The organism is Escherichia sp. GZ89 (genome assembly GCF_019366485.1).
GTDB classification, from domain to species: Bacteria; Pseudomonadota; Gammaproteobacteria; order Enterobacterales; family Enterobacteriaceae; genus Escherichia; species Escherichia fergusonii.
In genome coordinates this window covers 86633-113353 of record NZ_JAEOHX010000006.1, presented here as the reverse complement: position 1 = coordinate 113353, position 26721 = coordinate 86633, and the positions used below count along the sequence as shown (strand labels likewise).

The 26721-nt window shown below is 50.4% G+C and carries 26 protein-coding genes and 1 pseudogene; 13 read left to right on the top strand and 14 right to left on the bottom strand.

All coding sequences use genetic code 11. From position 1 onward, the window contains the following. Positions 1–21 precede the first annotated feature (21 nt). Positions 22–1218 (top strand): glycine C-acetyltransferase, encoded by a 1197-nt coding sequence (gene kbl, locus K0335_RS11840; protein WP_001213787.1) that lies wholly within the window; start codon positions 22–24, stop codon positions 1216–1218. Positions 1219–1227: 9 nt separating this feature from the next. Next, positions 1228–2253, top strand: a complete 1026-nt coding sequence (tdh, locus tag K0335_RS11835; protein ID WP_000645980.1) for an L-threonine 3-dehydrogenase — start codon at positions 1228–1230, stop codon at positions 2251–2253. Positions 2254–2382: 129 nt separating this feature from the next. Here tdh and K0335_RS11830 read toward each other — a convergent pair whose 3' ends face one another. From K0335_RS11830 to glnA, 4 genes are all read right to left on the bottom strand, one after another. Further along, the gene (locus K0335_RS11830; RefSeq protein ID WP_000893994.1) at positions 2383–2493 is read right to left on the bottom strand and encodes a YshB family small membrane protein; all 111 of its coding nucleotides are present in this window, start codon (positions 2491–2493) and stop codon (positions 2383–2385) included. Positions 2494–2604: 111 nt separating this feature from the next. After that, on the bottom strand, positions 2605–4014 hold the full coding sequence (gene glnG, locus K0335_RS11825) for a nitrogen regulation protein NR(I) (protein ID WP_001315107.1): 1410 nt from the start codon (positions 4012–4014) through the stop codon (positions 2605–2607). 11 nt (positions 4015–4025) lie between these two features. Next, a complete protein-coding gene (gene glnL, locus K0335_RS11820; RefSeq protein ID WP_000190577.1) occupies positions 4026–5075 on the bottom strand; it encodes a nitrogen regulation protein NR(II) in 1050 nt (349 codons plus the stop codon). 173 nt (positions 5076–5248) lie between these two features. Then, complete coding sequence (glnA, locus tag K0335_RS11815) at positions 5249–6658, bottom strand: glutamate--ammonia ligase (protein ID WP_001271704.1); 1410 nt, start codon at positions 6656–6658, stop codon at positions 5249–5251. 372 nt (positions 6659–7030) lie between these two features. Between glnA and typA the strand changes: the two genes are divergently transcribed. After that, the gene (typA, locus tag K0335_RS11810) at positions 7031–8854 is read left to right on the top strand and encodes a ribosome-dependent GTPase TypA (protein WP_000570668.1); all 1824 of its coding nucleotides are present in this window, start codon (positions 7031–7033) and stop codon (positions 8852–8854) included. Positions 8855–8944: 90 nt separating this feature from the next. Here the strand turns inward: typA and K0335_RS11805 are convergent, their stop codons facing one another. From K0335_RS11805 to K0335_RS11780, 6 genes are read right to left on the bottom strand one after another with little or no spacing between them, the layout of a single operon-like run. Beyond that, complete coding sequence (locus K0335_RS11805; protein ID WP_104920019.1) at positions 8945–9640, bottom strand: Cof-type HAD-IIB family hydrolase; 696 nt, start codon at positions 9638–9640, stop codon at positions 8945–8947. After that, positions 9637–10494: an STM4011 family radical SAM protein gene (locus K0335_RS11800; RefSeq protein WP_104920020.1), complete on the bottom strand. Its 858-nt coding sequence runs from the start codon at positions 10492–10494 to the stop codon at positions 9637–9639. The genes K0335_RS11805 and K0335_RS11800 overlap by 4 nt, the downstream gene beginning before the upstream one ends. Continuing rightward, positions 10491–11729, bottom strand: coding sequence for an STM4012 family radical SAM protein (locus K0335_RS11795; RefSeq protein ID WP_219393837.1), 1239 nt, complete (start codon positions 11727–11729; stop codon positions 10491–10493). The genes K0335_RS11800 and K0335_RS11795 overlap by 4 nt, the downstream gene beginning before the upstream one ends. Then, positions 11722–12594 (bottom strand): STM4013/SEN3800 family hydrolase, encoded by an 873-nt coding sequence (locus tag K0335_RS11790; protein WP_160193784.1) that lies wholly within the window; start codon positions 12592–12594, stop codon positions 11722–11724. The genes K0335_RS11795 and K0335_RS11790 overlap by 8 nt, the downstream gene beginning before the upstream one ends. Further along, positions 12587–13573: an STM4014 family protein gene (locus tag K0335_RS11785; RefSeq protein ID WP_104920023.1), complete on the bottom strand. Its 987-nt coding sequence runs from the start codon at positions 13571–13573 to the stop codon at positions 12587–12589. Before K0335_RS11785 ends, K0335_RS11790 begins: the two co-directional genes overlap by 8 nt. A gap of 60 nt (positions 13574–13633) precedes the next feature. After that, entirely contained in the window at positions 13634–14482 is an 849-nt protein-coding gene (locus K0335_RS11780; RefSeq protein ID WP_104920024.1) for an STM4015 family protein, read from the bottom strand. Positions 14483–14835: 353 nt separating this feature from the next. Between K0335_RS11780 and yihX the strand changes: the two genes are divergently transcribed. The 9 genes and pseudogenes from yihX (at position 14836) to K0335_RS11735 (ending at position 19539) form a co-directional block, all read left to right on the top strand. Further along, on the top strand, positions 14836–15435 hold the full coding sequence (gene yihX, locus K0335_RS11775) for a glucose-1-phosphatase (protein ID WP_000965693.1): 600 nt from the start codon (positions 14836–14838) through the stop codon (positions 15433–15435). Further along, complete coding sequence (locus tag K0335_RS11770) at positions 15429–16301, top strand: virulence factor BrkB family protein (RefSeq protein WP_000920719.1); 873 nt, start codon at positions 15429–15431, stop codon at positions 16299–16301. The genes yihX and K0335_RS11770 overlap by 7 nt, the downstream gene beginning before the upstream one ends. Beyond that, entirely contained in the window at positions 16298–16735 is a 438-nt protein-coding gene (gene dtd, locus K0335_RS11765) for a D-aminoacyl-tRNA deacylase (protein ID WP_000560983.1), read from the top strand. Before K0335_RS11770 ends, dtd begins: the two co-directional genes overlap by 4 nt. A gap of 44 nt (positions 16736–16779) precedes the next feature. Then, on the top strand, positions 16780–17721 hold the full coding sequence (gene fabY / locus K0335_RS11760; RefSeq protein ID WP_059268161.1) for a fatty acid biosynthesis protein FabY: 942 nt from the start codon (positions 16780–16782) through the stop codon (positions 17719–17721). An 18-nt stretch (positions 17722–17739) separates the two neighbouring features. Next, positions 17740–17805: pseudogene (locus K0335_RS11755) on the top strand (transcriptional regulator); the annotation flags it as partial. 84 nt (positions 17806–17889) lie between these two features. After that, on the top strand, positions 17890–18102 hold the full coding sequence (locus tag K0335_RS11750; protein WP_046077261.1) for a hypothetical protein: 213 nt from the start codon (positions 17890–17892) through the stop codon (positions 18100–18102). Between the two features lie 98 nt (positions 18103–18200). After that, entirely contained in the window at positions 18201–18440 is a 240-nt protein-coding gene (locus K0335_RS11745) for a hypothetical protein (RefSeq protein ID WP_231825818.1), read from the top strand. Between the two features lie 419 nt (positions 18441–18859). Then, on the top strand, positions 18860–19078 hold the full coding sequence (locus K0335_RS11740; protein WP_125075111.1) for a CopG family transcriptional regulator: 219 nt from the start codon (positions 18860–18862) through the stop codon (positions 19076–19078). A 218-nt stretch (positions 19079–19296) separates the two neighbouring features. Further along, positions 19297–19539, top strand: coding sequence for a CopG family transcriptional regulator (locus K0335_RS11735; protein ID WP_141095960.1), 243 nt, complete (start codon positions 19297–19299; stop codon positions 19537–19539). A gap of 344 nt (positions 19540–19883) precedes the next feature. On the opposite strand, the gene fdhE is transcribed toward K0335_RS11735, so the two are convergent. Genes fdhE through fdnG form a run of 4 tightly spaced genes read right to left on the bottom strand, consistent with a single transcriptional unit; the run spans position 19884 to position 25407 of the window. After that, complete coding sequence (gene fdhE, locus K0335_RS11730; protein ID WP_000027715.1) at positions 19884–20813, bottom strand: formate dehydrogenase accessory protein FdhE; 930 nt, start codon at positions 20811–20813, stop codon at positions 19884–19886. After that, the gene (gene fdoI / locus K0335_RS11725; protein ID WP_000829013.1) at positions 20810–21445 is read right to left on the bottom strand and encodes a formate dehydrogenase cytochrome b556 subunit; all 636 of its coding nucleotides are present in this window, start codon (positions 21443–21445) and stop codon (positions 20810–20812) included. Before fdoI ends, fdhE begins: the two co-directional genes overlap by 4 nt. Continuing rightward, positions 21442–22344 carry a formate dehydrogenase O subunit beta gene (gene fdoH, locus K0335_RS11720; RefSeq protein WP_219393836.1) on the bottom strand — a complete coding sequence of 301 codons (903 nt, stop codon included), beginning with the start codon at positions 22342–22344 and terminating at the stop codon, positions 21442–21444. The genes fdoI and fdoH overlap by 4 nt, the downstream gene beginning before the upstream one ends. A gap of 12 nt (positions 22345–22356) precedes the next feature. Beyond that, positions 22357–25407, bottom strand: coding sequence for a formate dehydrogenase-N subunit alpha (gene fdnG, locus K0335_RS11715; RefSeq protein WP_104920027.1), 3051 nt, complete (start codon positions 25405–25407; stop codon positions 22357–22359). A gap of 193 nt (positions 25408–25600) precedes the next feature. On the opposite strand from fdnG, the gene fdhD reads away from it, so the two are divergent. Beyond that, complete coding sequence (fdhD, locus tag K0335_RS11710; RefSeq protein WP_000753608.1) at positions 25601–26437, top strand: formate dehydrogenase accessory sulfurtransferase FdhD; 837 nt, start codon at positions 25601–25603, stop codon at positions 26435–26437. The last annotated feature ends 284 nt before the right edge of the window (positions 26438–26721 follow it).

Here is a 26721-nt window from a genome sequence, read left to right as displayed (position 1 = left end):
TGCCCAGTCTGGAGAATCGCGATGCGTGGAGATTTTTATCATCAGTTAGCCAACGATCTGGAAACCGCTCGTGCGGAAGGATTGTTTAAAGAAGAGCGCATTATCACATCCGCTCAACAAGCGGATATCACTGTGGCGGATGGTAGCCACGTCATTAACTTTTGTGCCAATAACTACCTGGGGCTGGCAAACCACCCGGAACTGATTGCGGCAGCAAAAGCGGGAATGGATTCTCATGGTTTTGGTATGGCTTCGGTGCGATTTATTTGTGGTACTCAGGACAGCCACAAAGAACTGGAGCAGAAGCTGGCTGCATTCCTCGGTATGGAAGATGCGATTCTCTACTCTTCCTGTTTCGATGCTAATGGCGGTCTTTTTGAAACGTTACTGGGCGCGGAAGACGCCATTATTTCCGACGCGCTGAACCACGCTTCTATTATTGACGGTGTGCGTCTGTGCAAAGCTAAACGCTATCGCTACGCCAACAACAATATGCAAGAGCTGGAAGCATGCCTGAAAGAAGCGCGTGAAGCCGGTGCCCGTCATGTACTGATTGCTACCGATGGCGTGTTCTCGATGGATGGTGTGATTGCCAACCTGAAAGGTGTGTGTGATCTGGCAGATAAATACGATGCACTGGTGATGGTTGATGACTCGCACGCCGTTGGTTTTGTCGGTGAAAACGGACGTGGCTCCCATGAATACTGCGATGTGATGGGCCGTGTCGATATTATCACCGGTACGCTGGGTAAAGCACTGGGCGGGGCTTCTGGTGGTTATACTGCGGCGCGTAAAGAAGTGGTTGAGTGGCTGCGCCAGCGTTCTCGTCCGTATTTGTTCTCTAACTCACTGGCACCGGCTATTGTCGCCGCATCCATTAAAGTGCTGGAGATGGTTGAAGCGGGCAGTGAACTGCGTGATCGCCTGTGGGCGAATGCGCGTCAGTTCCGTGAGCAAATGTCGGCAGCGGGCTTTACCCTGGCGGGAGCCGATCACGCCATTATTCCGGTCATGCTTGGTGATGCAGTAGTGGCGCAGAAATTTGCCCGAGAGCTGCAAAAAGAGGGCATTTACGTCACCGGTTTCTTCTATCCGGTCGTTCCGAAAGGTCAGGCGCGTATTCGTACCCAGATGTCTGCGGCGCATACCCCTGAGCAAATCACGCGTGCTGTTGCGGCGTTCACGCGCATTGGTAAACAACTGGGCGTTATCGCCTGAGGATGTGAGATGAAAGCGTTATCCAAACTGAAAGCGGAAGAAGGTATCTGGATGACCGACGTTCCTGAGCCGGAACTGGGTCATAACGATCTGCTAATTAAAATCCGTAAAACAGCCATCTGCGGGACCGACGTTCACATCTACAACTGGGATGAGTGGTCGCAAAAAACTATCCCGGTACCGATGGTTGTTGGTCATGAATATGTCGGTGAAGTAGTCGGCATCGGTCAGGAAGTGAAAGGCTTTAAGATTGGCGATCGTGTATCCGGCGAAGGCCATATCACCTGTGGCCATTGCCGTAACTGTCGTGCTGGTCGTACTCATCTGTGCCGTAACACCATTGGTGTGGGTGTAAACCGTCCGGGCTGTTTCGCTGAATATCTGGTGATCCCGGCATTCAACGCCTTCAAAATCCCTGACAATATCTCCGACGATTTAGCATCCATTTTTGATCCGTTCGGTAATGCCGTGCACACGGCGCTGTCGTTCGATCTGGTTGGTGAGGATGTACTGGTTTCTGGTGCAGGTCCGATAGGTATTATGGCTGCGGCGGTGGCGAAACACGTTGGCGCACGTAACGTAGTGATCACTGACGTTAACGAATATCGCCTTGAGCTGGCGCGCAAAATGGGCATTACTCGCGCGGTTAACGTCGCTAAAGAAAACCTCAAAGATGTGATGGCAGAACTGGGCATGACCGAAGGCTTTGATGTCGGTCTGGAGATGTCTGGTGCGCCAGCGGCGTTCCGCACTATGCTGGACACCATGAACCACGGCGGTCGTATTGCAATGCTGGGTATTCCGCCGTCTGATATGTCTATCGACTGGACAAAAGTGATCTTTAAGGGCTTGTTCATCAAAGGCATTTACGGGCGTGAGATGTTTGAAACCTGGTACAAGATGGCGGCGCTGATTCAGTCTGGCCTCGATCTCTCGCCGATCATTACCCATCGTTTCTCCATCGATGATTTCCAGAAGGGTTTTGACGCTATGCGTTCAGGTCAGTCAGGGAAAGTTATTCTGAGCTGGGATTAACACGAACAAGGGCTGGAATCCCAGCCCTTGAAGCTGATGCGCCACGCTTATCAGGCCTGAACGGAAGTTGCAATATTTTGAATTTGCACGATTTACAGGCCGGATAAGGCGTTCACGCCGCATCCGGTTTTAGCTAAACAGCCCAATCATCGCGGCACACAGCACGGCAGCAACAGCAGTTTGTGGTGTGTGGCTGTCAACTGCGCCACTCGATACGAGATTAATTATTGATTCCAGCATAATGACTCTCCCCGTTTTCCGGGCAAGATCATACTGAACTTATCGGAACAGTAAAGTGCAAAATACCAGCAATTTGCGCTCAATAATCAATCTTTACACACAAGCTGTGAATCACTCCATCCCCAGCTCTTTTAACTTCCGCGTCAGGGTGTTACGTCCCCAGCCAAGTAGCCGCGCAGCTTCCTGTTTATGCCCCTGCGTATGTCGCAACGCGGTCGTCAGTAACGTCCGTTCCAGCTCTGGCTGTGCTTCGGAAAGCAGGTTTTGATGACCGGAACGCAGCGCTCTGTCTGCCCACTGTGCTAACAGCGTTGCCCAACTGTCCGGCTGCATGTGTGAAGTGCTTTCCGGTACGTTTGATTCAAACAGTTCGCCAGGCAAATCCTGAATCAACACTTCCTGTCCGGCAGCCATCACCGTTAGCCAGCGACAGGTGTTTTCCAGCTGGCGCACGTTGCCTGGCCACGCCAGACGCGTCAGCGCGGCTTCGGTTTCCGGATGCAGCAACTTCGCTTCTACGCCCAGCTCTCGCGCGGCAACCTGTAAAAAATGGCGTGCCAGACGGGGAATATCTTCCCGACGTTCGCGCAGCGGCGGCAGATGAACGCGGATGACGTTCAGGCGGTGGAACAGATCCTCACGGAACTTGCCTTCCTGCACCCGCTGTTCAAGATTCTGGTGAGTGGCAGCGATAATCCGCACATCTACTTTCACCGGCGCATAGCCGCCAACGCGATAAAACTGACCATCTGCCAGTACGCGCAGCAAACGCGTCTGCACATCCAGCGGCATATCGCCAATTTCATCGAGGAATAACGTGCCGCCATCGGCCTGTTCAAAACGCCCCTGACGAATAGTATTCGCGCCGGTAAACGCGCCTTTCTCGTGACCGAACAGTTCTGATTCGATCAAATCCTTCGGGATAGCCGCCATATTCAGCGCGATAAACGGCGCTTTGGCTCGAGGACTGTGGCGATGCAGGGCATGAGCGACCAGTTCTTTACCGGTGCCGGATTCGCCGTTAATCAGCACGCTAATAGAAGAACGTGAAAGCCGACCGATAATCCGGAACACGTCCTGCATGGCTGGCGCTTCGCCGATGATATCGGTCGTCGGGCCGTTAAGCTGAACATTACGCGGTTGCTGCTGTTCCTGATAATGGCTGATGGCGCGCTCAACCAGCGCCACGGCTTCGTCGATATCAAACGGTTTGGGCAGATAATCAAACGCCCCTTGTTGATAGGCGCTGACGGCAGCATCCAGATCGGAATGTGCGGTCATAATGATGACCGGAAGCATCGGATGGCGCTGTTTAATCTGCTTGAGCAGCGCCAGCCCGTCCATTCCCGGCATACGGATATCCGACAGCAGTACATCCGGTGTTTTGCTCGCCAGCGCCTCCAGTACTTCCGCGCCGTTCTCAAATGTCGTACAGGTTAAACCCGCTCCAGCGAGCGCACGTTCAAGCACCCAACGGATGGAACTATCGTCATCGACTACCCAGACTATCCCTCGTTGCATAAACGTCACCTTTATTTCCTGATAGGCAGGTAAACCGAGAACTCGGTATGACCTGGCCAACTGGTAAATTCAATTTTGCCTGAATGCTGATCAATCAAATTACGGGCGATGGATAAGCCAAGCCCAGTGCCACCTTCGCGACCGCTGACCATCGGGTAAAACAGCGTATCCTGCAAATGAGGCGGAATGCCTGGCCCGTTATCTTCCACATCAATCCGCGCCGCCAGCCGATAGCGCTCGCCGTGTAAGGTCAGTTGAAACGCGGTGCGGGTACGCAGAATGATTTCACCACCTTCTGGCCCCAGCGCCTGTAGTGCATTGCGCACAATATTCAGCAATACCTGTTCAATTTGATCCGGGTCGTGCGCCAGTTCCGGTAGGCTGGGGTCGTAATCACGAATCAACCGCACATTGTCCGGCAGTTCCATCGACACCAGCGTCACCACGCGTTCAGCCACTTTGTGAATACTTTCGGTGACACGCGTACCGGGCAGTTGCGGCCCCAACAGACGGTCGACCAGATTTCGCAGCCGATCCGCCTGTTCAATAATCACTTTGGTATATTCCAGCAGTGACGGGTCAGGTAATGCTTTGCTGAGCAACTGCGCTGCACCACGTAAACCGCCAAGCGGATTTTTAATCTCATGCGCCAGGCCGCGCACTAAATCACGGGCAGCAACCTGCTGGGCGTGCTGTAGCTGTTCCTGACTTAAGCGGCGCTGGTTATCCATCGGTGCCATCTCCAGCAGGATCATGCCGTCCGGCATACGCTGGGCCGTCACAGAAAGGATATGCGAGCGACCGTCGATCACCAGCGTCACTTCGTTATCGGTAAAACCTTGCCCCGCCTCCAGACTTTCTTGCATCAGCTCGATATTTAATGAGAAGTAGCTCAACAGTTCCGGTAACGGCGTACCAAACAATTTGCGGGAGCTTTGGGCGAGCAGTTGTTGCGCGGCGGGGTTGGCGTAATGGATCGCCAGGTTGTCATCAATTAACAAAATACTGTTAATCAGCGAGTTGAGGATCTGCCCAGCATCGGGCTGCGTGCCTGTTGCCATAAAGCAGTCTCCTGAACAGGTTGCACCATTTTAGTGCATTATAGCTTTTTACGGATAAAAAGCGCGAAGCATCAAAGAAGTTATGGAGAAAAAAGCCCATGCAGAGATGGGCTGAAAGTTTCCACGGCAACTCAATCCCGGCGTTGTTGCGCCGGGTAGTACAACTTCAACTATTAGACGCTGTAGTACAGCTCAAACTCTACCGGATGCGGAGTCATACGCACGCGGTCATTTTCTTCGCGACGCAGAGCGATGTACGCATCAATGGCTTCGTCAGTGAACACGCCACCGGCTTTCAGGAACTCGCGGTCCAGATCCAGTTCGTTCAGTGCTTCTTCCAGAGAGCCTGCAACCTGTGGGATCTCTTTCGCTTCTTCTGGCGGCAGGTCATACAGGTTTTTGTCCATGGCTTCGCCTGGGTGGATCTTGTTCTTGATACCATCAAGACCGGCCATCAGCAGGGCAGCAAAGCACAGGTACGGGTTAGCCGCCGGATCCGGGAAACGGACTTCGATACGACGTGCTTTCGGAGAAGAAACCACTGGAATACGGATAGATGCAGAACGGTTACGCGCAGAGTAAGCCAGCATTACTGGTGCTTCGTAGCCCGGGACCAGACGCTTGTAAGAGTTGGTGGTCGGGTTTGCCAGGGCGTTAATCGCTTTAGCGTGTTTGATTACGCCGCCAATGTAGTACAGCGCCTGCTCAGACAGACCTGCATATTTGTCGCCCGCAAACAGGTTGACGCCGTTTTTAGACAGTGACATGTGGCAGTGCATACCGGAGCCGTTATCACCGAACATCGGTTTTGGCATAAAGGTCGCGGTTTTACCGAAGCGGTGCGCCACGTTGTGCACAACATATTTGTAGATCTGAATTTCGTCAGCTTTTTTGGTCATGGTATTGAAGCGGGTTGCCACTTCGTTCTGACCAGCAGTCGCTACTTCGTGGTGATGGGCTTCGACCACCAGACCCATCTGTTCCATCACCAGACACATTTCAGAACGGATATCCTGAGCCGAGTCTACTGGCGGAACCGGGAAGTAACCGCCTTTCACTGCCGGACGGTGACCTTTGTTACCACCTTCATATTTGGTGGAGGAGTTCCATGCACCTTCGATATCGTCGATGGCAACATGAGAACCGGAGATAGACGCGCCGAAACGGATGTCATCGAACAGGAAGAATTCAGGTTCTGGCCCGAACAGTACGGTGTCGGCAATACCAGTAGAGCGCAGGTAATCTTCAGCGCGCTTCGCGATAGAACGCGGGTCACGGTCATAGCCTTGCAGGGTGCCTGGTTCAAGGATATCGCAACGGATAATCAGGGTAGAGTCCGCGAAGAACGGGTCAATCACTGCGGTGGATGCGTCTGGCATCAGCACCATGTCGGATTCGTTAATGCCTTTCCAGCCGCCAATCGAGGAGCCGTCAAACATTTTGCCTTCTTCGAAGAATTCAGCATTCACCTGATGAGCAGGGATAGTGACGTGCTGTTCTTTACCTTTGGTATCGGTGAAGCGCAAATCAACAAACTTCACTTCGTGCTCGTTCAGCATCGTCAGTACGTGTTCAGCGGACATACTTTAACTCTCCTGGATTGGTCATGGTCGTCGTGGTAACGAAATCTGCAATTATTTTGGCCGTGTCGCCGTAAAAAAGATAAAGCGAAATCTGTGCCAACTTTTAAATTGCCCCTAAAAGGCGTTATCATGCGCACCATCGTGCAAAAGGGCTGCACCACGATGTGAATGTTGCACCAATATAGTGCTTCAATGGAAACATTAAGCACCATATTGGTGCAATGACCTTTGGATAACCCTTTTTATGCTCCGTGAAAGCGATCACAAAGGGACTCTGCAATACTTGTTTGCGGAGGATGTTTGTGATCCTGTTTTGTAGTGCGATTAATCCGTGTACAATAACGCGCTATTTCTAATGCCTGAGGCAAAGTTGTGATCGAAAAATTGCGTAATATCGCCATCATCGCGCACGTAGACCATGGTAAAACCACCCTGGTAGACAAGCTGCTCCAACAATCTGGTACGTTCGACTCTCGTGCCGAAACCCAAGAGCGCGTGATGGACTCCAACGATTTGGAGAAAGAGCGTGGGATTACCATCCTCGCGAAAAACACCGCTATCAAATGGAATGATTACCGTATCAACATCGTTGATACTCCGGGGCACGCCGACTTCGGTGGTGAAGTTGAACGTGTAATGTCCATGGTAGACTCAGTGCTGCTGGTGGTTGACGCATTTGACGGCCCGATGCCGCAAACGCGCTTCGTAACCAAAAAAGCGTTTGCTTACGGCCTGAAGCCAATTGTTGTTATCAACAAAGTTGACCGCCCTGGCGCGCGTCCTGACTGGGTTGTGGATCAGGTATTCGACCTGTTCGTTAACCTCGACGCGACCGACGAGCAGCTGGACTTCCCGATCGTTTACGCTTCTGCGCTGAACGGTATCGCGGGTCTGGACCACGAAGATATGGCGGAAGACATGACCCCGCTGTATCAGGCAATTGTTGACCACGTTCCTGCGCCGGACGTTGACCTTGACGGTCCGTTCCAGATGCAGATTTCTCAGCTCGATTACAACAGCTATGTTGGCGTTATCGGCATTGGCCGCATCAAGCGCGGTAAAGTGAAGCCGAACCAGCAAGTTACTATCATCGATAGCGAAGGCAAAACCCGCAACGCGAAAGTCGGTAAAGTGCTGGGCCACCTCGGTCTGGAACGTATCGAAACCGATCTGGCGGAAGCTGGCGATATCGTGGCGATCACGGGCCTGGGCGAACTGAACATTTCTGACACCGTTTGCGACACGCAAAACGTTGAAGCGCTGCCGGCACTCTCCGTTGATGAGCCGACCGTTTCTATGTTCTTCTGCGTTAACACCTCGCCGTTCTGCGGTAAAGAAGGTAAGTTCGTAACGTCTCGTCAGATCCTGGATCGTCTGAACAAAGAACTGGTACACAACGTTGCGCTGCGCGTAGAAGAAACTGAAGACGCCGATGCGTTCCGCGTTTCTGGTCGTGGCGAACTGCACCTGTCTGTTCTGATCGAAAACATGCGTCGTGAAGGTTTCGAACTGGCGGTATCCCGTCCGAAAGTTATCTTCCGTGAAATCGACGGTCGTAAACAAGAGCCGTATGAAAACGTGACTCTGGACGTTGAAGAACAGCATCAGGGTTCTGTGATGCAGGCGCTGGGCGAACGTAAAGGCGACCTGAAAAACATGAATCCAGACGGTAAAGGCCGCGTACGTCTCGACTACGTGATCCCAAGCCGTGGTCTGATTGGCTTCCGTTCTGAGTTCATGACCATGACCTCTGGTACGGGTCTGTTGTACTCCACCTTCAGCCACTATGACGACGTACGTCCGGGTGAAGTGGGTCAGCGTCAGAACGGCGTGCTGATCTCTAACGGTCAGGGTAAAGCGGTAGCGTTCGCGCTGTTCGGTCTGCAGGATCGCGGTAAGCTGTTCCTCGGTCACGGTGCCGAAGTTTACGAAGGTCAGATTATCGGTATTCACAGCCGTTCTAACGACCTGACTGTAAACTGTCTGACCGGTAAGAAACTGACCAACATGCGTGCTTCCGGTACTGACGAAGCCGTTGTTCTGGTTCCGCCTATCCGCATGACGCTGGAACAAGCGCTGGAGTTCATCGATGATGATGAACTGGTAGAAGTGACGCCGACCTCTATCCGTATTCGTAAACGTCACCTGACGGAAAACGATCGTCGTCGCGCCAACCGCGCACCGAAAGACGATTAATTTCGTTTATAAGTCATAAAAAACCTGCCAGCGATGGCAGGTTTTTTGCTTTTGTAGGCCTGATAAGATGCGCAAGCATCTTATCAGGCGTCATCTGAAACCCTGTGCATCAAGAAAATCCGCAATAGCATCTGTGTTGTTGTGACCGATAACGCAGTCAGCGCAGGCTTTTGCCAGAACGCTGCCATTGCCCATCGCAATACCTTTCCCAACCATCTGCAACATTCCCGCATCATTATCGTTGTCGCCAAAGGCAATAATTTCATCCAGCGCGATATTTTGCTGCTGGGCATACCAGAGCAGACTTTTGCCTTTATCGCACCCCGCCTGAGTAATATCCAGTTGGTGATGCCAGGACCAACTACAGTTCAGCGATAGTTCTTGCCGGGCAAACTCCTCTGTCTGGCGCAATAACGAAGTCTTGCGGTGTATCAGGCTAATCTGCAAAACAAAATCATCGTACGTATAAATATGTGGCTGCAATATTTGTTGTGAAAACCAGAGTCGTAGTTGTTCCACCTTGTGGATATCAAGCGCCAGCGGACGTAATATTTGCTGCTGGCGCGGATGATAAAGATAGCTGCCGTTACAGCAAATCATCGGCTCGGTTAACTGCAATTGTTGGTAATAAGGCAGGGCTTCGCTGTGCGAACGCCCGGTGGCGAGGATAATCTTCACACCTGTCTGTTGGGCGCTTTGCAGTGCCGAAATAGACGCAGGGGAAATCATCTTTTTGCTGTTCAGCAATGTGCCGTCTAAATCGAGCGCAATTAACCGGCAGATCATAACGAGAAGATCCGAAAGCAGCGTTCAGCGTCTAATTGTGAGAGGGCCGGAATATCCTCACGCAGATGATAAGCCAGATAACAGTGACAGTGCCTGGACATACAAGCCGGAGTTGAAAGTTGCTGCTGATATAAATTGCCAATCTTAATTTTACTGATATTACAGGCGAAGAGATCGCCATCAGCATTCATAAATACGCTCTGTTTACCGCCGAGACAAAACTCGACATTCGCAGGCCAGAGGCTGGTTTCCAGATGATAAAGCGGGTCCAGCAACTGAAACTGGCTATTTCTTTCGTCGCTGGTGGGCCTTTTATCGCGCTCATTGGCGTTTAGCCAGAAATAGATATCGGGAAGAAGATGCGCGCGTAACCACTGCAATGCGTCATAGTCGGTTACGCTGGCGACGGCCCCCACAGAACAGGTAATGCCCGCGTCCTTAATTGCCAGTATCTGTTTAAGGAAAACGTCTTTACTGACCTGGGAAGGATGAAATGAACACCACAGCCGCAGCTTTGCCAAATCGCCCTGATGCTGCTGAAAAGCCGCAATTAACGCAGATAAATTAAAAGAGGCGTTGGTCTGAATACCCACCGCCTGTACATGGGAATAACGGCTTATTTGTGCCATCGCCGCCATATAATATCGATAACGCAATGCTTCGCCGTAGGGCGTAATAAATACATTTAACGGTGAACCCAGCGTCGGTAAATGTTCAACCATGTGCCATAATGCCGCTTCATCCTGCTGTTTATCATTGCGGTCTTGTTTATGAAAAGGGCAATAACCACAGCGATAATTACACGACTTTATCTCGCCGCGATAAATCAGCGTCTGGATCTGCTTGAGCGTCATCGTTTATGCGTCTCCAGACTGTGAACTTCCGGGGAAATAAACTGCGGGCCAAGCTGGTCCGAAAGCGCTAAACCCTGCACGGTGAGCAGAATGCGGTTATCCTGCTGGTGGCAGTAATCTTGTTTGATGAAATCTCCCAGCAGGGGAAAATCGCTTAATACCTCAGAGAAGAACTGGTGCTGATAATCGCTTAACGAAAGTCCTTTATAGAAAAAGAGATTCTTGATAATAAAACGCCGCTTCATTTCTGCTTGTGAAAGGACATAGCCGTGGTGAATTTGGGTTTTATCTGGCCGGGCGATAAAATCCGCGACAATTTGTCGCGATGCGGACTGGTTTTGCGACCACGGCGTGCAGTAATGTAAATTGCCAAGATAACTGCGCCCGCCCGCGCCAAGTGCCAGCGAATTTTCAAAGCCACAACTTTCAGCCGTCGACTCATTATTCACCCGCACAAAACGGCGCATTGACGTTTGCGTATAACCTTCATGCAATAAGCGATCGCGGGCTTCAATATAGAGGCTATACATTTCCGGCTGACGCGGCATGTTATACAGCGGGTACAAAAAAAGTTCGTCAGGCTGATAATCTAATGCCTGATTAAGCGACGCCATTAAACTTGCAGCTGTTTGACCAGGAATACCGTAAATAATATCAATATTGATTATCGGGAAATTACCCCTGCGCAGTAGCTCCAGCGCCCGATGGGCATTTACCGCGCTATGGCGGCGGTGTAATGTGGCAAGTTCCAGATCGTTAAAACTCTGAACACCAATACTGACGCGTCTTACCGCAAGCTGGCGCAATAACGCGACCTTTTCGGCGGTGGTATCGGAAGGCGATGTTTCAATGGCCTTAAAAATCTGCGTATCGACCTGTAATTCGTCAAACACCCCGCAAAACAACCGCCACAGCTGCCCGACATTAAGCAGCAGTGGCGTACCGCCGCCAATGGTAAAACTGGCCCAGTCTACAGGCGCAAGTTGCATTTGCCGGGCCTGGACAATAATCGCCTCTATGTAGTTGTCGATAAAGGCATTGTTTGCTCCCGTGCAGGTAAAAAGATTACAAAACCCGCAGCGGCTCTGGCAAAAAGGCATATGAATATAGAGATGTGTTTTGTGCTCGTAAATACGCGACTTCATATCTGCAAAAGCAATATTGTTTAATTCCCGATAAGCGGTCTTATGCGGGTAACTGTACATATATTGCTGATAAATCGATTCATTATTCATGGGTTTTGCCATCTAACACAAAGTGAAAATAGGGTACGGTATTCACAATCGGATGGTTAAAACTGTGGAAATATTTACCGTCTTCCCCGTAGCAGGTGCCATGATCGGAACAGAGAATAACTAACGTCTCTCTTCCGGTTTGCCGGAAGGTGTCGAAAAGTTTTTCGATTCTCGCATCAATATAATGCAGGGCAGCGGCGTGAGTTTCTACCGTATCGCCAGGTTTGGCATTTTCAATATAAAAATGATTCGGATAATGAATGGTGTCGATATTGATATACATCATCAGCGGCTGTTCAGCGTTCACCTTTTTGTTAATTAAGGTGAGCTGATTATCCATGCTCTCTTTCACCGTGCAGGAGAAATTAGGATACCAGTAACTCTCTTTAAACATCGCCGGGAACACTTTCCCCATCCCTGAACGGTTATTAAAAAAGGAGACGCCACCAACGCATATAGTGCGGTAACCTTTGTTTTCCAGCCCTTTAATCCACGTCTCTTCGCTGAACGCGAACGCATTTTTTGGCCCTAAACGACCTAAACCAATATCTTTGGGGAAAAAGAGCATTGAATGACCAGGTGCAGCTTCCAGCGGCTTAGGCATAAAACCAGAGAACATCGAATGATGCGAAGGCCAGGTAAAATTGCCAGCGGCTTCACACTTTATCCAGCGACCATAGCGGTTAATATTTGGTGTATTTCCCGCCTCTTGTTCCTGAAACGCAATATCAAAACGCAGGGAGTCAATCACCACAAACAAGACATTGGCTCCCCTGACAATCAGATCATTTAAATTGATTTCGCCATCGCAGGAATGGATTGCCGTGCGGGTATTTTCCGGTACTTCGTCTGTTACGTTATACATGGTGTTCTCTCATTACCTGAATCTGGCGTTGATAAATTTTGTTTTGTTCGCAGGTGTCCTGATAAATAAGATCGCCCTGGCCGTTAATTTCGATAATATAGGGTGTTAACTTTTGCGTGAGTAATACGTCAAGCCCGGCAATGTGTACGTCCGGGTAGAGTTTCATTGCGTTGAGACAAAGGGTGTCAATTTCAGCCACTTTTTTTGCGGGTAAATTAAGATCGGCAAAACGGATAGCTTCATTTTGTAAATGTAAATTGGTGATCGGCTGTGATGATGTTCTGACAACCCGCCAGACGATTTCGCCATTAACGTACACTATGCGTAAATCGTAGCTTTTATTGCCCACCCTGGCTTTTGCCAGCCAGCGTTCGATAATATTGTCTTGTTGCAAAATAGTATTCACAATCAACGTAATATCATCGCTGTTTTCATAGCGGATAATGTGTTTACTGTTCACCAGTCTGTTACCTGCAACCTGGATGGCGCAATAAAGCACCTGACGGTTATCGCCGGGATGTAAACTCAATGCCAGCACCCCAGCGGCCCCTGATCCGAAATTCGGCTTAATAAACACGCGATAAACCTTTTCGCTGCGCATACAGGCGATCAGTTGATCGTAGCTACGGACACCATCCGCGAATATCGGCGGTGTCGGGATCGCGTGCTCGATTAATCGTTGTTTACAGTGGCGTTTATCCAGAAGATGAATAATACTTTCTGGTGAGTTAATAAAACGGATTTCCCTTCGGTTAGCCATTTTTTGTAAAAAAGTAATATAGTTTTGGCTAACCGTATTAATTAAGCGAATATCTGTTTCCTGATGTAAGGGGGGATCGATTTTTACCATGCCTTTATTTAGCGGCAGGGTAAGCGCTTGATCATAGTTCACCACGTTGATATGTTCCTGTAAGCGTGACGCTGCCTGGCAAAAATAAAATGTGCGTTTGCTTTCAGGATGACCAATTAGCGTAATCACGAAGAATTCCTTTTCTGTGATAAATAATGGGAGAGATGACTCTCTCCCAATAAATTTCATTTATTCGGTAAACATCGGGTGCATATAAACTTCGTCATCATAGACTTCAGGCGTTAGCGCTTCTGATAATTCAACAGTACATGTCAGTGTTTTTTGCAGTTTTTTCTGCATCTCTGTTGTCAGGTAATGATGATACAAATCCAGCAGTTTCAGATGGCTAAGGCGATCGGCATGTTTGAGAAGATGCTCCGCGCCTTCATCGGTGAGTGTACCGCAGGAAAGTGCCAGCACTTCCAGTTGTGGCAGAATGTCGCTCTCCAGCACGCGGCGGACGATTTCGTTTTGCTCTTCGCTGTTCACCAGACCAAGATGCGTCAGGCTCGGGAAAAGTGATTTCGACGCCAGATTCATCACGCTATCCAGAGACGCATCAAAACCATAATTCTCAATGCCAATATAAACGATAAGTGTTTTTAACGCAGGCAGCTGAGAGTTTTGCAATGGCGCGAACACGCCACATGGCGCACCGCCAGAGATGATTTCCAGGTGCTCCAGTTTGTCGTGGGCGATTTCTCCCAGTTCCAGGTCTTGAGTACCTTTAATCGTCAGCTTTTTGAGGTTCGGCAGTGCGGCATACAGACGAGAATAATCGCCTTGTTTTATCCACGAAATCTCACACTCATCACTTTCCATATCGCCGATATACAGGGACTCAAGATGAGCAAAGCGTTCAGCGTGTTCAACAAACATGTCGATTATCGGTTGGCAACTTTCCTCATCCCAGCACTCTCCCCAACGGCCAATAATCAGAGAGCGGATTTTGGGCAGATCTTCATCGGATAATATATTTTTAATAAATTCTTCCCGGGATATTTCATTATCCCAGTCAATATAAAATTTCTTTTCCATGGTATGTATCCTTATTTTATGGTGGAGAAATAATACGCTGAATATTTTTTAATTTCATTGAGAATTTATTTTTTTGGATGTATTTTCTATTTGAATGTATTAATAATATTAATTCATGAAGTAAATATGTGATTTCTTAAAAAGAACTCTTAATGACAGCATTATATATAAAGCCATCACTGATACTCGTCATCCTTCAAGTTGCATGTGCTGCGACACGAATTATTGAGAATATAGTGAAACGGCAACCATTAATTTTCTGTGACCACTTGCAAGCCTTCATGCCTGACTGCATAGCCAAACTTCGCCTTTCCCGCTACAGTTAATTTCTTATGGTGTGAAAGGAGGCAAAAATGCTCTATATCTTTGATTTAGGTAATGTCATTGTCGATATCGACTTCAACCGTGTGCTGGGAACCTGGAGCGATTTAACGCGTGTTCCACTGGCTACGCTTAAGAAGAGTTTCCACATGGGTGAGGCGTTTCATCAGCATGAGCGTGGGGAAATTAGCGACGAAGCGTTCGCAGAGGCGCTGTGTCATGAGATGGCTCTACCGCTAAGCTATGAGCAGTTTTCCCACGGCTGGCAGGCGGTGTTTGTCGCGCTGCGCCCGGAAGTGATCGCCATCATGCATAAACTGCGTGAGCAGGGTCATCGTGTGGTGGTGCTTTCCAATACCAACCGCCTGCATACCACCTTCTGGCCGGAAGAATACCCGGAAATCCGTGCTGCTGCTGACCATATCTATCTGTCGCAAGATCTGGGGATGCGCAAACCTGAAGCGCGAATTTACCAGCATGTATTGCAGCTGGAAGGTTTTTCCCCCAGCGATACGGTCTTTTTTGATGACAACGCCGATAATATAGAAGGAGCTAATCAGCTGGGCATTACCAGCATTCTGGTGAAAGATAAAACCACCATCCCGGACTATTTCGCGAAGTTGTTATGCTAAAAACCATCCATGAAAAAGCCAGGCATCATACCCGTCCGCTATGGGCCTGGCTGAAACTACTCTGGCAACGCATTGATGAGGACAACATGACAACCCTGGCAGGTAATCTTGCCTATGTGTCGTTACTCTCATTAGTGCCGCTGGTTGCCGTTGTTTTTGCGCTTTTCGCCGCTTTTCCCATGTTCTCAGACGTTAGTATCCAGCTACGTCACTTTATTTTTGCCAACTTTCTCCCTGCCACTGGCGACGTTATCCAGCAATATATCGAACAGTTTGTTGCCAATTCCAACAAGATGACCGCCGTCGGGGCATGTGGCCTGATCGTCACGGCGTTATTGTTGATGTATTCCATTGATAGCGCATTGAATGCCATCTGGCGAAGTAAACGGGTACGGCCAAAAATTTACTCTTTTGCTGTGTACTGGATGATCCTGACGTTAGGGCCGCTGTTGGCGGGGGCCAGTCTGGCGATCAGTTCCTATCTGCTCTCCCTGCGTTGGGCGAGCGATCTCAATACGGTCATCGACAATGTGCTGCGCATTTTTCCGCTGCTGTTGTCGTGGATCTCCTTCTGGTTGCTGTACAGCATTGTTCCTACCATCCGCGTACCTAACCGCGACGCGATTGTCGGCGCGTTTGTCGCCGCACTCCTGTTCGAAGCAGGAAAGAAAGGTTTCGCGCTTTATATCACCATGTTCCCGTCATATCAGCTCATTTATGGTGTGCTGGCGGTGATCCCCATTCTCTTTGTCTGGGTCTACTGGACATGGTGTATCGTCTTGCTTGGCGCGGAAATTACTGTCACTCTCGGGGAATACCGCAAACTAAAACAAGCAGCTGAACAAGAAGAAGACGACGAACCATGATTGCATTAATTCAACGCGTAACCCGTGCCAGCGTCACCGTGGAGGGAGAAGTGACGGGCGAAATTGGCGCGGGACTTTTGGTATTATTGGGTGTCGAAAAGGATGACGACGAACAGAAAGCAAACCGTCTGTGCGAGCGTGTGCTCGGCTATCGCATCTTTAGCGATGCCGAAGGCAAGATGAACCTCAACGTGCAACAGGCGGGCGGCAGTGTGCTGGTGGTTTCCCAGTTTACCCTCGCCGCAGATACCGAACGGGGGATGCGCCCAAGCTTCTCAAAAGGCGCATCACCGGATCGCGCAGAGGCGTTATATGACTATTTCGTCGAACGCTGCCGTCAGCAAGAGATGAACACGCAAACAGGACGCTTCGCTGCCGATATGCAGGTATCGCTGGTCAATGATGGCCCCGTGACATTCTGGTTGCAGGTATGAGCCAGCTTCCAGGGTTGTCACGGGAAACAAGAGAGAGTATCGCTATGTATCACCTTCGGGTTCCACAAACAGAAGAAGAATTAGAGCGTTACTATCAGTTTCGCTGGGAAATGTTGCGTAAGCCCCTGCATCAACCAAAAGGTTCGGAACGCGACGCGTGGGATGCGATGGCGCATCACCAGATGGTCGTCGACGAGCAGGGTAATCTGGTGGCGGTAGGGCGGCTCTATATTAATGCCGATAATGAAGCGTCCATCCGTTTTATGGCCGTTCATCCCGACGTGCAGGACAAAGGGTTAGGAACGCTGATGGCGATGACCCTGGAGTCGGTGGCGCGTCAGGAAGGCGTTAAGCGCGTGACCTGTAGCGCCCGTGAAGACGCGGTGGAGTTTTTCGCCAAGCTGGGGTTCGTTAATCAGGGAGAAATCACCACACCAACCACCACGCCGATTCGTCATTTTTTGATGATTAAACCCGTCGCCACTCTGGATGATATTCTGCATCGCGGCGACTGGTGCGCGCAGCTGCAACAGGCGTGGTATGAACACATCCCGCTTAGTGAAAAAATGGGCGTGCGCATTCAGCAATATACCGGGCAAAAATTTATCACCACCATGCCGGAAACCGGCAATCAGAATCCACACCACACGCTGTTTGCCGGGAGTTTATTCTCGCTGGCAACACTCACTGGTTGGGGACTTATCTGGCTGATGCTGCGCGAACGCCACCTCGGCGGAACGATTATTCTGGCGGATGCGCATATCCGCTACAGCAAGCCGATTAGCGGCAAACCTCATGCGGTAGCCGACCTCGGTGCCTTAAGCGGCGATCTCGACCGTCTGGCGCGCGGACGAAAAGCACGGGTGCAGATGCAGGTCGAAATCTTTGGCAACGATACGCCGGGCGCGGTGTTTGAAGGGACGTATATCGTTTTGCCCGCGAAGCCATTTGGCCCGTATGAAGAGGGCGGGAACGAAGAGGAGTAAGGGGCGTTTTACTTGACTGCAAAGGCTTTGCTGCGAGCGATTGCCAATGATCCGCAACATGTGCTGCAAGCACTTAACCGTTAGAGGCATGGTTATGCCACACAGAAAGCACCAGCATTCAGAACTCCTATGAAAGCGGCATAGTGCCGCCTGTTCAGGAGTTTTGTTATGACCCGAAATCGTGCTGAACGTCGCCATCATATGGCGCGATTAAAAAAAATCCGCCGTCGTTATCGCACAGCAGGCGACGGAAGCAAAAAAGCATCAGGTGTTTGCTTTCGTACTCCCTGTATGTGTTCTTGTTGGATGTGTGGGCATCGACGCTATCATAATGGTCCCCGCGTATCGGAAATTCGTGCAAAAGCACGCTATGCGAATTAAGGGGAAATGATGAACTATTTTAAGGAAGCACATTTTTAGAACTCTTAACAGGAGACTAAAAATGTCCACATTTAATACGCGTAAAGACCGGGGTCGTAATGGTAAAGCGAAGCCGCATAAGCATTCAGGGATCCCAACACACAGGTAAATGGCGTCATCCTTCAATGGAGTGTCGGGTAAACTACAGTACACCGGGAGATCATGAATGGAAGCGACTCTATACTATGCTTCGCCGTCGCGCTGATGATCGACGCCAATGTCATCGGGTAATGCAGGGGGATGATCCGGAAGGAATCGTCTGGTTCCCGGACTGTTATCCACAAATTTACTACTACTAACAATTAAAGACCGGTTGGTGCGGCACTGACCGGTCAGTTATGAATGGTAGATTTCACCTTAAACCCGGGTGCGGTAAAGCTGCTGACTTTTTTCGGGTACACCATCCTGATGAAGCAAATGAAGACCCAATCAAAAAAATATTCTTGAATATAAAATATTTATAGCACCCATAATTCATCCTTATTATTTGTTGTTTCTTTTCTGTAGATGTGCCCCCGCTTAATTAAAAGTAATAAACAATCCTGGACTATAACTAAACCATTTTTGAGTAACAATTGAAATAACTGCAACTGTTACATTATCTTTGGATATCGTCTCGCAAAAGTGAAACAACATGCAAAAATCCGCTTTCGTTAATTAATTTTTCGGCGTAATTTTCGCACATACATTAATGCGTAATATATGTAAGGTGGTGGCAATGGCGATGAATACGGTTTTTCTTCATTTATCAGAAGAGGCAATTAAACGGCTGAACAAGCTTCGGGGCTGGCGTAAGGTTTCACGGTCCGCAATTTTACGCGAAGCGGTAGAGCAATATCTGGAGAGGCAGCAATTTCCGGTGTGTAAGGCAAAGGGAGGCAGGCAAAAGGGGGAGGTAGTTGGTGTTGATGATCAGTGTAAGGAGCATAAGGAATGACAAAAATTTTTATATTCATGAATATAAAAACCAGATGCCCTTATTCTGGTATTAATACAAGATTGTTTTATTTGAACTTATAATAACTGCAACTATTACATTGTATCTGGAAAACGCCTCACAAAAATAAAAAGTGATGCGTAAATGCGCTTTCTTTAAAGATTCGACAAGGGTACTTTTCTCTCCATAGATTCAAAAATGATATTGGTTAAATATTTATGAACCCTCTGGCAGGTATGGATATGAGCAGAATTTTACTCGATTTATCGAATGAGTTGATTAAGCAACTAGATGATCTCGAGGTGCAGCGTAATCTTCCTCGTGCGGAGCTATTACGGGAAGCGGTAGATCAATACTTGGTAAATCAATCGCAAACAGCAAGAACCAGTGTTCCTGGCATCTGGCAAGGGTGTGAGGAAGATGGTGTCGAATATCAGCGTAAACTGCGCGAAGAATGGTAATGGCAAAAATGATACCAATCAGATTACTGACAAAGTGCGCGTTGTACATGCCGGATGCGGCGTGAACGCCTTATCCGTCCTACAAAGTCGTGAAAATTTAATATATTGCAGTTTATTGGTAGGCCTGATAAGCGTAGCGCATCAGGCAATCCTACGCTTGTCATCAGTGACATACCAATAACTTTATCGCTGTGTTGGAGGGAAAAACGAGGTCAAACAGGCACTGGCGGCATGGTCTTGAATTGGTAACGCGAAATACGAGAGATTTTGCGGGAATAGCAGGTGTAATCACACCCTATGAACTGTAATCCGGGCGACCTGCGTCACCCGGAAAACGTCAGAGATTACTCCCCTTCACCCGGAAACAGGAACGGGTTAATGGAACTGCGGGCGTAGCCTTCTTGCTCCATTCGCGCATCCAGTACCAGAGAGGCGAGGTCATCTGCCACGGCTTCAACTTTCGGCTCTTTTTCCTGATAAAGAATCTTCAGGTAAGTGCCACAGTCATCGCAGCTTTCGGCTTTAATCGCAGCCTGTTCGTCATCCAGCGACCAGTAATGCAGTTTGCCGCTCTGTTCACAGTTGCTGCATTTTACGCGCACTACGTGCCATTCAGTTTCACACAGGTTGCAGTGCAGGTAACGCAGACCCTGAGTAGTGCCAATTTGCACCATGCTGGACACCGGCATAGAACCACAAACCGGGCAATATTGACGTTGCTCGCCGTATTCAGCGCGGGCTTTGCCCGGGATCAGATTGGCCATCTGCGCCCAGTAGAGTGACAGTGCAGCCCAGATAAATGGCGCTTTATCGCTGCTGACGGACGAGAAATCAGAGGCGAACAGCGCGCTGGCCATATCTTCCAGCTCCTGGCTTGATGCCTTCTCCAGATTCTCAATCACTGCCAGCGCCGGGCCGCTCATTTCAGGTTTCAGCTCAGCAATCATTGCCATCAGCAGCTTTTGCCAGTGCTTATCACGCGGCAAAACGTGAATATCCAGCGGTGGCTTGCCTTGTGCGCTGGCTTCTTTAATGCGCGCGGTCAGATCCATCTCCAGCGGATGGTCGTACAGCACCACTTCCTGGGCGTGGGCGATAAGCGCAGCAAAGCGCAGGTAATCACCCAGCGGATTATTTTCTGCCAGCTCGCGCAGACGTTCGGCGCGGCGGTTGTATAAATTCTTGAGCCGAGGGAACAATAACGGCGGAATCATATCCGCCGTACGTTTCTCGCTCGAACCCAGCTCATCTTGCGGGATTATGCGAATACTCATTCAGCTTTCTTTTCCGTTGTCTTGCGGACCTCACGGTACCAGCGCGGGTGATGTTTCTTCGCCCAGGCGCTGGTAACCCATCCTTCCACCATGGCGGTAATCGTGCCTTTCACCCAAAGGGCGGCGTAGATATGCACCATGATAACCACAATTAACGCCACTGCGGCAAATGAATGCAGCATTAACGCGAATCGGATCACCGGGATTGAGAAAGCAGGCGCAAAATAAGGACGCCAGATAATCACGCCGCTCACCAGCAGCAGAACCAGGAAAATAATCGCCGCCCAGAAAACGCATTTCTGACCGAAGTTATAACGCCCGGTGTCACCTACTTCCTCGTTGACGACGATCTTACGAATATTCTTCGCCCAAAAGATATCATCCCGATTGATTAGGTTGTGATGCCAGTAACGGAAAAACATGATGATGAACGAGGCAAACATAACCACGCCGACAAACGGGTGCAGAATTCGCGCCAGCTGCGGTGTGCCCATGATTTGCATCAACCAGTTGAAGGAAGGGAACAAAAAGCCCAGCCCGCTCACCGCCGCCAGGATGAAGCAGAAGGCGGTGATCCAGTGGTTGATACGTTCCGGCGCGGTGTAGCGCACGATGGTGTCACGTCGTTTCATTTGCGCTCCTCGTCTTTCTCTTCGTGCAGATTATTCTCTTCCTCATCCGCACGGTTCGGACCGACACCCACGTAGTGGAAGATACTGGCTGCGAAGGTAGCCGCAAAGCCAACAGCTGCGAGCGGTTTCCAGATGCCTTTCCAGAATTTCACGGTTTCGCTGATTTCCGGGTTCTCCGGCAAGCCATGATACAGATTCGGCTTGTCAGCATGGTGCAGCACGTACATAACGTGTGTACCACCCACGCCTGCCGGATCGTACAGACCCGCATTGTCGTAACCACGGGTTTTCAGCTCAGCCACGCGCTCGCTCGCCAGCGTTTTCATCGACTCTTTCGTACCGAAGTGAATCGCACCCGTCGGGCAGGTTTTCACACAGGCCGGTTCTTGCCCAACCACCACGCGGTCAACGCACAGCGTACATTTGTAAACGCGGTTGTCTTCCGGGTTGAGGCGCGGAATGTCGAACGGACAGCCCGCAATGCAATAACCGCAACCAATGCACTGCTCAGACTGGAAGTCGACGATACCGTTGGCATACTGAATAATTGCCCCTTCCGCCGGACACGCTTTCAGGCAGCCTGGATCGGAACAGTGCATACAGCCGTCTTTACGGATCAGCCATTCCAGTTTGTCGTTCTGCTCCACTTCCGAGAAGCGCATCACCGTCCACGATTTGGCGCTTAAATCATTGGGGTTGTCGTACACCCCAAGGTTATTGCCGACGGTATCGCGAATGTCGTTCCACTCTGAACACGCCACCTGACAGGCTTTACAGCCGATACAGGTGGTGACGTCGATGAGTTTCGCCACTTCTTCCTGGAAGTCCCGCGCCTGAGGCGCGGGGGTCAGACCGTTAGTCGCGGAACGACGAATGATATCTTGAGATTGATAAGCCATATGTCGTCTCCGTTACACCTTTTCCACATTCACAAGGAAGGACTTAAACTCCGGCGTCTGCGTGTTCGCATCACCGACGAATGGCGTTAACGTGTTGGCAATAAAGCCTTTTTTCGCAACACCTTCATAGCCCCAGTGAATCGGAATACCGATGGTATCGATATCTTTGCCGTTCGCTTTCAGCGTGCGAATACGTTTGGTCACCACCGCTTTGGCTTTGATATAGCCACGGTTGGAGGAGACTTTCACGGTATCGCCCTGGGCAATGCCAAGTTTATTCGCCAGCGACTCCCCGATTTCCACAAACTGCTCTGGTTGCAAAATCGCGTTCAACAGCGCGTGTTTGGTCCAGTAGTGGAAGTGCTCGGTCAGACGATAGGTGGTTCCGACATACGGGAACTTATCGGCTTTACCCAATGCTTCGGCGTCGTCTTTAAAGATACGTGCAGCCGGGTTCGAGATAACGTTTGGATGCAGCGGGTTAGTTCCCAGCGGCGTTTCAAACGGCTCGTAGTGTTCCGGGAACGGACCTTCCGCCATCTTATCGAGGGCAAACAGACGCCCCATGCCTTCCTGCTGCATGATAAACGGCCCGACGCCACTGCCCGGAGGCGCTGCGCTGTAGTCCGGAATATCCCAGCCGGTCCATTTGGTGCCGTCCCATTTCAGCAACTGACGCTTCGGATCCCACGGGTTACCCTGCGGATCTGCGGAGGCGCGGTTATACAGAATGCGGCGGTTAAGCGGCCATGCCCATGCCCAGCCCAGCGTGTTACCGAGGCCAGACGGATCGGCGTTATCACGGCGTGCCATCTGGTTACCTTCTGGCGTCCAGCTACCGGCGAAAATCCAGCAGCCACAGGAGGTGGTGCCGTCATCGCGCAGTTGAGCGAACGAGCTGAGTTGTTGGCCTTTCTTGACGATAACCGCACCGGTTGCCGGATCGGTAATATCGGCCAGCGCTTTGCCGTTGCTCTCCATCGCCACTTCTTCTGAAGATGGCTCATGCGGAATGGCGTAGTTCCAGGTCATGTTCAGCACCTGGTCCGGGTTCGCGCCACCCTGTTCGGCGTACATCTTGCGCAAGCGCAGGAAGATACCGGAGAGGATCTCGCCATCAGTCAGCGCAATCCCCGGGGCGTCCGCACCTTTCCAGTGCCACTGCAACCAGCGACCGGAGTTAACGATTGAACCGTTCTCTTCCGCGAAGCAGGTCGATGGCAGACGGAACACTTCGGTCTGGATCTTCGACGAGTCCACTTCGTTCAGCTCACCGTGGTTCTGCCAGAAGTTGGAGGTTTCAGTGTTCAGCGGGTCGATGGTCACGAGGAACTTCAGTTTCGACAGACAACCGATCACTTTGTTTTTGTTCGGGAATGAGGCAACCGGGTTAAAGCCCTGGCAGATATAGCCATTGACCTTGCCCTCTTTCATCATCTCGAAGTATTGCAGGACGTCGTAGCCTTTATCCCACTTCGGCAACCAGTCAAAGCCCCAGCTGTTTTCTGCCGTCGCTTTATCACCAAAGAAGGCCTTCATCATGGAGACGAAGAATTTCGGGTAATTGCCCCAGTAGTTAACCTGGCCTTCCAGCAGCGGTTTCGGCGTGTTGGCGGCAAGGTAGGTTTGCAGATCGGTCTGCTTCTCGCTTGGCAGCGTCATGTAACCTGGCAGGCTCTGCGACAGCAGCCCCAGGTCCGTCAGCCCCTGAATGTTGGAGTGACCGCGCAGGGCGTTAACGCCGCCGCCTGCCATCCCCATATTGCCGAGCAGCAGCTGGATCATCGCCATCGTTCGAATGTTTTGCGCACCAACGGAGTGTTGCGTCCAGCCGAGCGCGTAAAGGAACGAGGCAGTTTTATCGTGAGCACTGGTTTCGGCGATGTATTCGCAGACTTTCAGGAACGCGTCTTTCGGCGTACCACAGATGTTTTCAACCACATCTGGCGTATAACGGGAAACGTGCTGTTTCAGCAAGTTCCACACGCAGCGCGGATGTTGCAGCGTGGTATCGCGTTTGGCGAAGCCGTTTTCGTCCAGCTCGTAGGTCCAGGAGGATTTATCGTACTTGCGTTTTTCCGCGTCGTAGCCGGTGAACAGGCCATCTTCAAAGCCGTAATCCTCACGCACGATCAGGCTGGCGTTGGTATAGGCTTCGGTGTATTCGCGGTTGAATTTTTCATTGTTCAGCAGGTACAGCAATACGCCTGACAGGAAAGCAATGTCAGTACCGGAACGAATAGGGGCATAGTAGTCAGCCACCGCCGCCGTACGCGTAAAGCGAGGATCGATCACAATCAGCTTCGCGCCGTTGTGAATTTTGGCTTCCATCGCCCAGCGGAACCCGACCGGGTGAGCTTCAGCGGCGTTACCGCCCATCACCACGACGAGGTTGGCGTTCTTGATGTCGACCCAGTGGTTGGTCATCGCACCGCGACCAAATGTTGGAGCAAGACTTGCTACCGTTGGTCCGTGTCAGACACGCGCCTGGTTGTCGACCGCGAGCATACCCAGCGCGCGGGAGAATTTTTGCGTTAAATAGCCGGTTTCGTTACTCGACGCGGAAGCACACAGCATCCCGGTGGAGAGCCAGCGGTTAACAGTCACGCCTTCGGCGTTTTGCGCAATGTAGTTAGCATCGCGGTCTTCTTTCATCAGTTTGGCAATGCGATCAAACGCCTCTTCCCAACTGATTTGCTGCCATTTATCAGAACCTGGCGCACGGTATTCCGGGAACTTCAGACGGCTTTCGGAGTGGATGAAATCCACCAGGCCAGCGCCTTTCGGACAAAGTGCACCGCGGTTGACCGGGTGATCCGGGTCACCTTCGATATGGAAGATAGATGCTTTGGCGTTTTTTGCTCCGTCACCGAGGCTGTACATCAACAGCCCACAGCCTACGGAACAATAGGTGCAGGTATTACGGGTTTCGCGGGTGCGCAGCAGTTTATACTGCCGGGTTTCCGCGAGTGCTACGCTGGGTGCAAAACCCAGTGCCGCTGCCGTGGTGCCTGCCATACCGCCAGCGCAGATCTTAAAGAACTGCCTTCTGCTGACCTGCATGGATTGCTCCTTGTTTCGACATTGTCACGTCCCATTTACATTCGCTTGCTGAGTGTGCAGGGAGTGGGAGTTATTTTTCTTTGCGGAAGGGGCCGCAAAGGTCCAGAATTGGCTCAATTTCCCTCCATCCAGGAAGGGTTTGTAACAGAATACCATAATGTTGGTGTGTGTGTTCTTATCTGGTTAAGAGAAAGTGAAAAAAACACAGCAAAAAGAAATCAAAAATGTGACAAATATCACAGGTGTTCGTCAAATTGAGTTATGGCGGCGTGACGATTTACAACATCCACGGTTAGATGAGGTGGCGGAAGAAGTTCCCGTTGCGCTGGTCTACAACGGTATTTCGCATGTGGTGATGATGGCGTCGCCCAAAGACCTTGAATACTTTGCGCTCGGTTTTTCGCTTTCCGAGGGGATTATCGAAAGTCCACGCGATATCTTCGGCATGGATGTTGTTCCTTCCTGTAATGGTCTGGAAGTGCAAATTGAGCTTTCCAGCCGCCGCTTTATGGGGTTGAAGGAACGTCGCCGGGCGCTGGCGGGGCGTACGGGCTGTGGCGTATGCGGCGTGGAGCAACTTAATGACATCGGTAAACCGGTGCAGCCGCTGCCATTCACCCAGACGTTTGATCTCAACAAACTGGATGATGCATTACGTCATCTCAATGATTTCCAGCCAGTGGGGCAACTGACTGGTTGTACTCACGCCGCTGCATGGATGTTGCCATCTGGCGAACTGGTCGGCGGGCATGAAGACGTGGGTCGCCATGTGGCGCTGGACAAACTGTTAGGCCGCCGGGCGCAAGAAGGGGAAAGCTGGCAGCAAGGTGCGGTGCTGGTTTCCAGCCGTGCCAGTTATGAAATGGTGCAAAAGTCGGCGATGTGTGGCGTAGAGATTTTGTTTGCGGTGTCTGCCGCGACCACACTTGCCGTAGAAGTGGCTGAGCGCTGTAATTTGACGCTGGTGGGCTTTTGTAAGCCGGGTCGGGCAACGGTTTATACTCATCCGCAGCGATTGATTCATAATTAAAGAAATACCGCAATTCTGATTCTGGATTGCGGTTTTATTTTTCTATTAAATAATCCTCAATATATTATTCAGCATTTAAATAATAATTTCACCACAAGAAATTATCTCGTTAACTCCGGTTTATATCGATATACTCCAGTCGCATTAATCCTTTAAGAATTAATCATTATTTATATAAGACATTTTGTTTTAATCATCGCGTCAATAAATAAATGTTTTCGATGAGTGAATGAAATAACAAACCTTGCACCGGTTGTAAAAAACAGCAATGTATTTTCAATAGT

What these genes read in the sequence shown, in the direction of transcription:
- kbl (WP_001213787.1), top strand. Translation starts at nt 22, where the DNA reads ATGCGTGGAGATTTTTATCATCAGTTAGCCAACGATCTGGAAACCGCT.
- tdh (WP_000645980.1), top strand. Translation starts at nt 1,228, where the DNA reads ATGAAAGCGTTATCCAAACTGAAAGCGGAAGAAGGTATCTGGATGACC.
- K0335_RS11830 (WP_000893994.1), bottom strand. Translation starts at nt 2,493, where the DNA reads ATGCTGGAATCAATAATTAATCTCGTATCGAGTGGCGCAGTTGACAGC.
- glnG (WP_001315107.1), bottom strand. Translation starts at nt 4,014, where the DNA reads ATGCAACGAGGGATAGTCTGGGTAGTCGATGACGATAGTTCCATCCGT.
- glnL (WP_000190577.1), bottom strand. Translation starts at nt 5,075, where the DNA reads ATGGCAACAGGCACGCAGCCCGATGCTGGGCAGATCCTCAACTCGCTG.
- glnA (WP_001271704.1), bottom strand. Translation starts at nt 6,658, where the DNA reads ATGTCCGCTGAACACGTACTGACGATGCTGAACGAGCACGAAGTGAAG.
- K0335_RS11805 (WP_104920019.1), bottom strand. Translation starts at nt 9,640, where the DNA reads ATGATCTGCCGGTTAATTGCGCTCGATTTAGACGGCACATTGCTGAAC.
- K0335_RS11800 (WP_104920020.1), bottom strand. Translation starts at nt 10,494, where the DNA reads ATGACGCTCAAGCAGATCCAGACGCTGATTTATCGCGGCGAGATAAAG.
- K0335_RS11795 (WP_219393837.1), bottom strand. Translation starts at nt 11,729, where the DNA reads ATGAATAATGAATCGATTTATCAGCAATATATGTACAGTTACCCGCAT.
- K0335_RS11790 (WP_160193784.1), bottom strand. Translation starts at nt 12,594, where the DNA reads ATGTATAACGTAACAGACGAAGTACCGGAAAATACCCGCACGGCAATC.
- K0335_RS11780 (WP_104920024.1), bottom strand. Translation starts at nt 14,482, where the DNA reads ATGGAAAAGAAATTTTATATTGACTGGGATAATGAAATATCCCGGGAA.
- yihX (WP_000965693.1), top strand. Translation starts at nt 14,836, where the DNA reads ATGCTCTATATCTTTGATTTAGGTAATGTCATTGTCGATATCGACTTC.
- K0335_RS11770 (WP_000920719.1), top strand. Translation starts at nt 15,429, where the DNA reads ATGCTAAAAACCATCCATGAAAAAGCCAGGCATCATACCCGTCCGCTA.
- dtd (WP_000560983.1), top strand. Translation starts at nt 16,298, where the DNA reads ATGATTGCATTAATTCAACGCGTAACCCGTGCCAGCGTCACCGTGGAG.
- fabY (WP_059268161.1), top strand. Translation starts at nt 16,780, where the DNA reads ATGTATCACCTTCGGGTTCCACAAACAGAAGAAGAATTAGAGCGTTAC.
- K0335_RS11750 (WP_046077261.1), top strand. Translation starts at nt 17,890, where the DNA reads ATGACCCGAAATCGTGCTGAACGTCGCCATCATATGGCGCGATTAAAA.
- K0335_RS11745 (WP_231825818.1), top strand. Translation starts at nt 18,201, where the DNA reads ATGGTAAAGCGAAGCCGCATAAGCATTCAGGGATCCCAACACACAGGT.
- K0335_RS11740 (WP_125075111.1), top strand. Translation starts at nt 18,860, where the DNA reads ATGGCGATGAATACGGTTTTTCTTCATTTATCAGAAGAGGCAATTAAA.
- K0335_RS11735 (WP_141095960.1), top strand. Translation starts at nt 19,297, where the DNA reads ATGAACCCTCTGGCAGGTATGGATATGAGCAGAATTTTACTCGATTTA.
- fdhE (WP_000027715.1), bottom strand. Translation starts at nt 20,813, where the DNA reads ATGAGTATTCGCATAATCCCGCAAGATGAGCTGGGTTCGAGCGAGAAA.
- fdoI (WP_000829013.1), bottom strand. Translation starts at nt 21,445, where the DNA reads ATGAAACGACGTGACACCATCGTGCGCTACACCGCGCCGGAACGTATC.
- fdoH (WP_219393836.1), bottom strand. Translation starts at nt 22,344, where the DNA reads ATGGCTTATCAATCTCAAGATATCATTCGTCGTTCCGCGACTAACGGT.